The sequence below is a fragment of the Pediococcus cellicola genome (assembly GCF_001438655.1).
GTDB classification, from domain to species: domain Bacteria; phylum Bacillota; class Bacilli; order Lactobacillales; family Lactobacillaceae; genus Pediococcus; species Pediococcus cellicola.
This window is the reverse complement of the sequence record NZ_JQBR01000011.1, coordinates 57086-63949: the sequence shown is the minus strand read 5'-3', so window position 1 is coordinate 63949 and position 6864 is coordinate 57086. Positions and strand designations below refer to the sequence as shown.

Here is a 6864-nt window from a genome sequence, read left to right as displayed (position 1 = left end):
CGCTTCCGTCACCCTTATCTCTTTTTACTTATCCGTTTTGTTCCGCTCACTGGACACAAAAATAGAGACCCAAGATCTTCTCATTTCTTGGATCCCCTTATGAGGAAGTACCCCAACCTATTGAACTTGCATTTTTTGAAATAACCTTACACCTTCACAACTAACTTTTCTTTTGCGTAAGACCTCGCCGACATCTCATTTCCAACATCTGCTATTCTTACTAATTTTGCTTCATCGATCTTTGCTCTAGCCCACTCGAATTTTTCATTTTTCTATCTACTGGTGCGATTCAAGCATCTGCTGCTGATTCCACACTTTCTCGAGCTTTAGCGAACATCCCGATCGTTTACTAACTTTAAATTTGTTTGCCTAATGTTGAACTGCCTCCAACAACTAAGTGGTTCCTCGCTAACCGACTATTTCTGCCTCAATCCCAGACTCTTTTTCGACATCACGTCTGTAGATGATGTTTTTAATTTTCGTTTACTGGATTGGTTCAAATTTAACCAGTTAGCTTCAACTCTGAGAAGAACTTTTCGGTTGGGATCTATATCCCTTCCTCACCATTATAATATCACGTCCTGTAACCGGTTACAACTAAGATGCTCACAAAAAAAGGTTACTGTTTTTGCCACTGATCATCTGTAATTGCGTACAAAATATCGTCCACCGTCCGGCCTTTAAGTTGGGTATTATTTTTCAAAAGGCCCTCTTTTTGCATACCAATTTTCTGCATCACTCGTCCCGACTTCAAATTCTCCGAACAATGTAAGGCTTCAATTCTTTTCAGCCCTAAAACTTCAAATCCCATTTTTAGGAGTCGCCTTGCCGCTTCCGGAGCAAATCCATTTCCCCAGTAATGACACCCAATTGCATACCCAATTTCGGCTTTCAAGTCTTTTTCATCTAAACGGAAATCAATAGTTCCAATCATTTTATGTGTGCTTTTTAATTCTAATCCCCACTTACCTTGAGGATCCTTGACAAAATAATTTAGTATTTGTACTTTAGTGTCATCAAGACTCTTATGGCGTGCGTAAATATATTTTACAGTTTCAGGATCACTCGCATACTCATACATAGCTTCAGCATCTGCTACCGTGATCGGTCGTAAATATAGTCGCTGAGTTTCCAAATGATTATTAAGCAATAATTTTTCTTCAATTGTCATTCTTAAACCCCTCAATAAATTGCCAATAAATATAACCCTCAAAACATTAAAAGTCAATTTGATTTTTTTGCCATTTCACTAATTTAGGTTGTTTTTCATTAAAATTGGGTTAAACTAAATCTATGACACTTTAGAAAACGAGGCAGTTCTTATGTACATCCAACGTATCCACACATTACAAAATAAATTAAATACTTTAAAAATAGACGCACTACTAATTGAAAATCGATTTAATCTTCTCTACTTAACAGGCTTTGATGGTCTTGAAGGCGACGGACGTTTACTGGTTACCACCAACAACGTTACTTTGATTACAGATGCCCGTTATGAAGAGGATCTTCATGAACGACTCGAAAAAAATATTGATCTTGCGATCACACGTGATTATATGAAAATCATTACTAGTGTCGTAACCAATCAACATATTCATAATCTGGGATTTGAAGACGTCATTGTCTATTCAGATTATTTTCAACTTACCAAGTTGCCCAATGTCACGCTAACAGCGACTTCACAAGTTATTGATAAATTACGCGCGGAAAAAGGACCAGAAGAAATTGAGGCCACAAAAAAAGCAATTGCACTCTCATCACAAGGTTTCAAATATCTTCTTACCCAAATTCATCCGGGAATGACTGAAATTCAAGTTGTCAACAAACTAGATATCTGGATGAAAGATCATGGAGCTTCTGGTGCCTCCTTTGATACGATTGTGGCCAGCGGTCCTCGAGCTGCCATGCCTCATGGGGATGCTACCACTAAACTTTTGAATAAAGGCGAAATGGTCACGATTGACTTCGGTTACTATGTAGATGGGTACACTTCTGATATTACACGCACCATCGCATTAGGCGAACCAAATTCCAAACTCAAACAGATCTACGGGATTGTGAAAGAGGCTCAACAAAAGGTAATGGACGCTATTGAACCAGGAATCTTGGGTACTACTCTAGATAAAGTTGGCCGTGATTTCATCACTGAACAAGGTTATGGAAAAGAATTTAATCATGGCATTGGTCATGGTATCGGCCTCGATATTCACGAATATCCACAAAGTTACGGTGCTATGCCGAATTTTAAGGTGGACAAAGACGAAATTTTAACTGTCGAACCTGGTATTTATGTCGCTGATTTAGGTGGCGTCCGCATTGAAGATGATGTTTTAGTCACACGTGAGGGCTGTACACGACTTTCTAACATTACTCGTGATTTGATCACATTAGACTAATTAATCCTACTAACTTAAAAACTGCGCATCACGTTTATTTCAAATAAACGTTGATACGCAGTTATTTTTTAAGAATGTTTTACTGGTGAAAATCGGCCCCTAAGCCATGGTATCATTCGGCCATAGATAATGCCGGTGACTAGGCCAACAATGACCCCTTTTATCAAATTAAAGGGTAGCACACCATACAAAACCATTTTTAGTGTCGACAGATTAATTTGAAAACTAACTAATTTGAAATACAGTGGTAGGAGCACAAACAAATTAGCTAAGCTCATGAAAATGGCCATTAAAATTGTGCCAATCACAATTCCCCGAATCACATACCGAATTTGATGCCCCATTTTTTCCGTGATGTGATTCTTGACGGCGTAGTAGATTGGCAATGCAAAGCACATTGTCGCAAGGAAGTTCGCAACAATTCCTATAATTCCCACTAAACTACTTTCTTTTGTAACCACATCTAGTAACCCAGCAATTGCTGTCGTAGCAAGGCCTGCACCTGGCCCATACGCTAACATGGTAATAAGAATCGGTACATTAGCAAAATCGATTTTCAAAAAAGAAAATCCTGGTAAAACTGGAAAACTAAACAATAATAAAACATATGAAATGGCAGCCATCATTGCAATGACCACTAAACGTGTAACCTTTTTGTTACCCATGTGAGACATCCTCCTCGAAGGACTCATCCCAGGTGGACTAATTGGCTTATAAAAAAGGTCTTTTATACTATTTCAGAGTATAAAAGACCAATCGAATTTTTAGTAAGCTAAATAACCCAATCTTCTTTATCTAGACTTTAACTATCGGTATCGGCATTTCACCGATTCAACCATCACGCGGATGGGTCGTGGACTGTATAACCACCGGTCGGGAATTTCACCCTGCCCCTGAAGACGAACCTTATTTAATTTTTTTGCAAAATTAATATTACACTATTCTTGAGCAAATCACTAGCAATTTGTCTTAAAAGGATTTTGTTTTTCCTTTCAAAATCTCAGCACCCTTATTAGCCAATAGGTAAGAGTACCCATCACTAGTAAACTGCATACCTTCAAATTCTCGTTTCGCACTGAATTGTGTGGCTTGGACATCCGACTTTCTTAATTTACCTAATCTGGAAACAGGAACGGAAATCACACTTGTTACTGGAAAAAAATAATTTGATTTAAAATTAACCTTTTTGTTTCCTCTTTTGTAGTTAACTGAATCCGGTTTAGTTTGAAAAGTCGATGCCTTGTAACCAGGAGCAGACGAATATTGCTTCTTAGTGGTGAAATTACCTGTTAAATAATAATTACTGTTGTTCACATACTTAAATTTGCTGGCATTGTAGGACGAAAGTGCATTGCTTTTTTGTGTATACGTCGCAGCCAGTGCAGAATCACCCACACTTAGTATCATTAACCCCACAGCTAAGCCACAAACTAGCCGAGATACCCATTTCGATTTTCTTTGCATACTATAGCTCCCCTTACGATATATTTAACACTTATAAGTGTATCATTATGTCGCAACAGCGAGCCCATAAAATCCCAAAAAGTCGCTAGGATTCAACGTTGCTCCGTAAGACCAGCTCGGTTGGCTGGCCATCTCGCATGACTGCCACCAAACTTTTGTCCTCAGAAATACCTTTAACCGCGCCAAAATCTAATTCATAGCCATCATCAAGAATATTAAAATCGCGTAGCCGATCCCCAACTAAATGTTTGAGTGCATTGGACATCTCTTCATGTTGAGAAGCTTTTTTCACCGCTACACTGAGCGTATATCCAGAATCCACATAGGATTGAATCATCGCAACTTTCATCAAAGTACGATATGAGTATTTACGATGTCGCCGTTCTTCAGAAGTTTTTGCAGGATGTATGTATCCTTTTTTCTCCCAATATCTAAGCTGACGCTGTGATACTCTGGTAGCACTGGCAATATCGCCAATTCCCAAAAGAAAATCATGTGTTTTCATAATAGTCTTTACTCGTTGAATAAAATCACTATTCATATTTATTTTCATTCCATTCTTTTTCAGTTTCTATTCATATATTTTATCAAAGCATAATCAATTTGTTAAAGTAGGACACAAAATCGTCATAATAGCTAACATTAATTATATATTTATTTACATATGTGTCAAACTAATTGACAATTCAAAAATTGAAGCCTATATTAGTTCTCGAACATTTTTTTGGAAAGGAAGCCTCATCTTGGGAAAAGCAATTGATACAAACGGCAAACCATATAACCGTTCTTTGTTGGTCATCTTGCTCTTAGTGGGTTCATTTTGTACGGTCCTGAATCAAACGATTCTTTCAACCGCCTACCCGACTTTAATGAAAAGCTTTGACGTCAACACCTCAACCGTTCAATGGTTAACGACCGGATTTATGTTAGTTAACGGCATCATGATTCCAATTAGTGCCTGGCTAACGTCTCGTGTGAATTCAAAAATTCTCTACGAGTCCGCCATGTCAATTTTCTTAATTGGAACTATCATCTGTTATGTGTCACCTAGTTTTGAAATTTTACTTATCGGCCGATTGGTCCAAGCACTAGGCGTTGGTATTACCATGCCACTACTACAAACCTTAATGCTTTCAATCTTTCCTGCTAATCGTCGTGGCAGTGCCATGGGGTTAGCCGGACTTGTCATTGGGGTCGCACCTGCCATCGGCCCTACGCTTTCTGGATGGGTCATTGATACTTACCAATGGCGTGTCCTATTTGGAATGTTAATTCCTATTGCAGCCATCGTCATTATTGCCGGTTTTTGGTTAATGCGAAGTGTCTTGCCAACTAAAAAATCCAGTTTGGACTGGCTATCAGCGGCACTTTCGACTATCGGTTTCGGATCCTTACTTTATGGATTTTCTGAAGTCGGTACGAAAGGCTGGGATAGCAGTATCGTCATTTGGGGGCTAATCATTGGCGTTATCTTTATTGTGCTCTTTGGTTGGCGCCAACTCACACTTGATAAGCCCTTCTTGGAGTTGCGTGTACTTAAAAATCCTGAATTTTCAATTTCAGCTTTATTAAGTTCTGTATCAAATATGGCAATGGTCGGCGTTGAAATGGTACTTCCCTTGTACTTACAAATTGTCCGTGGTGATTCTGCCCTGGAGTCTGGATTAACACTGCTAGCGGGTGCTTTGATGATGGGTGTCATGAGTCCAATTACTGGTCGCATTTTCGACCGTATTGGTGCGCGACGCTTAGCTATCACGGGAATGTTTCTATTGACAGCAGGTACTATTCCATTTGCATTTATCACACGAACCACACCAGTTATTTACATCGTGGTCTTGTATGGCATTCGTATGGCCGGTATTTCAATGACCATGATGCCCGTGACCACTTCAGGAATGAACGCCTTGCCACTTCATCTAATGAGTAGTGGGACTGCGGTCAATAACACTTTACGTCAGGTAGCTTCATCAGTTGGTACTGCTATTTTGATTAGTATTCTGACCAACGTCACGAACAGCCAGTCACCAAGTAAGAGCTTGTTAAAATCAGCGCCATTAACTTATAAGAACAGTTACATGAACGCAACTCTGAGTGGTTACCACGCTGCCTTTACAGCTGCCATTGGTTTTTGTTTGATCGGCTTAGTTGTAGCGTTTTTCGTCAGCAAACGTAGCCCACGTTCAATCAAGCCAGAAGTCACGATTGACGGAGGTGAAGATTAATGATTATTTTTGTTGCTGTTATTTTAGCCATCGCGCTGTTTATCAGTATGGTCAGCATTTCCAAACCGCTTTTGCGCAATCTCACTAGTCTGATCATTGCCATCCTGTTTGCGCTATCCCTAAGTTTGATTGTGTTAAACGATCGTGACCATTTTGGTATGAAAAAAATCACCACAACTCAAACTGCGGACTTGATTTCGGTCTCACCATCTAAGCAACTTAAAATGTTGCTTTATCAAAATGTGGGCACTTCTAGCAAGAATCGGGTCTATATTTATAAAACACAAGCGACGCAAAAGAAGCCAACAACCACCAATCCTGATCCTACCCACACAACGAATAAAGTCAAAGTCACTACACAATCTCCACGTATCGTGACTAAGACCACACGTTGGGTTTATAAAAATGACGCGTATAAGTTGTGGTTTGGTATTGCAGGGAATAATCATAAATTAATCCAACATAAAAATACGTTTGAGATTAACAATGATTGGCTGACTTTAAGCTCTGTGCAAGCCAAGAAACTACAACACCTAGCTAAACAAAATACAGCTAAAATGAAAAAAGAGGCTCAAGTCTACGTAACTGCTGCGGTGAAAAAGACACTTACAGCAGCTATGAGAAAAGACCCTACTATGTCAGCTGCTAAACGAAAGGCACTGACCGCAGAAGCTACTAAAAAGGCCACTGCTGCTTATCAAAAACAGGCAATGGCCAAAATGGTAGCCGAAATTAAATAATAGCTAAATAAAAAACGCCAGATTTGGCGTTTTTTA

At 39.2% G+C, this 6864-nt stretch carries 7 protein-coding genes and 1 riboswitch; of the genes, 3 read left to right on the top strand and 4 right to left on the bottom strand.

Annotated elements, in window-relative coordinates; all coding sequences use genetic code 11:
- Positions 1–619 precede the first annotated feature (619 nt).
- Entirely contained in the window at positions 620–1171 is a 552-nt protein-coding gene (locus IV80_RS08880; RefSeq protein WP_057752456.1) for a GNAT family N-acetyltransferase, read from the bottom strand.
- Between the two features lie 151 nt (positions 1172–1322).
- On the opposite strand from IV80_RS08880, the gene IV80_RS08875 reads away from it, so the two are divergent.
- Positions 1323–2399, top strand: coding sequence for an aminopeptidase P family protein (locus IV80_RS08875; RefSeq protein WP_057752453.1), 1077 nt, complete (start codon positions 1323–1325; stop codon positions 2397–2399).
- Between the two features lie 68 nt (positions 2400–2467).
- Here IV80_RS08875 and IV80_RS08870 read toward each other — a convergent pair whose 3' ends face one another.
- From IV80_RS08870 to IV80_RS08860, 3 genes are all read right to left on the bottom strand, one after another.
- Entirely contained in the window at positions 2468–3064 is a 597-nt protein-coding gene (locus IV80_RS08870; protein WP_057752450.1) for an ECF transporter S component, read from the bottom strand.
- A gap of 115 nt (positions 3065–3179) precedes the next feature.
- Positions 3180–3304: riboswitch (FMN riboswitch) on the bottom strand.
- A gap of 64 nt (positions 3305–3368) precedes the next feature.
- Positions 3369–3863, bottom strand: a complete 495-nt coding sequence (locus IV80_RS08865) for a hypothetical protein (RefSeq protein WP_057752447.1) — start codon at positions 3861–3863, stop codon at positions 3369–3371.
- A gap of 85 nt (positions 3864–3948) precedes the next feature.
- Entirely contained in the window at positions 3949–4368 is a 420-nt protein-coding gene (locus IV80_RS08860; RefSeq protein WP_236699595.1) for a MerR family transcriptional regulator, read from the bottom strand.
- 238 nt (positions 4369–4606) lie between these two features.
- Between IV80_RS08860 and IV80_RS08855 the strand changes: the two genes are divergently transcribed.
- Positions 4607–6088, top strand: coding sequence for an MDR family MFS transporter (locus IV80_RS08855; protein ID WP_057752441.1), 1482 nt, complete (start codon positions 4607–4609; stop codon positions 6086–6088).
- Positions 6088–6828 carry a DUF4811 domain-containing protein gene (locus IV80_RS08850; RefSeq protein ID WP_057752438.1) on the top strand — a complete coding sequence of 247 codons (741 nt, stop codon included), beginning with the start codon at positions 6088–6090 and terminating at the stop codon, positions 6826–6828. Before IV80_RS08855 ends, IV80_RS08850 begins: the two co-directional genes overlap by 1 nt.
- Positions 6829–6864: the final 36 nt, after the last annotated feature.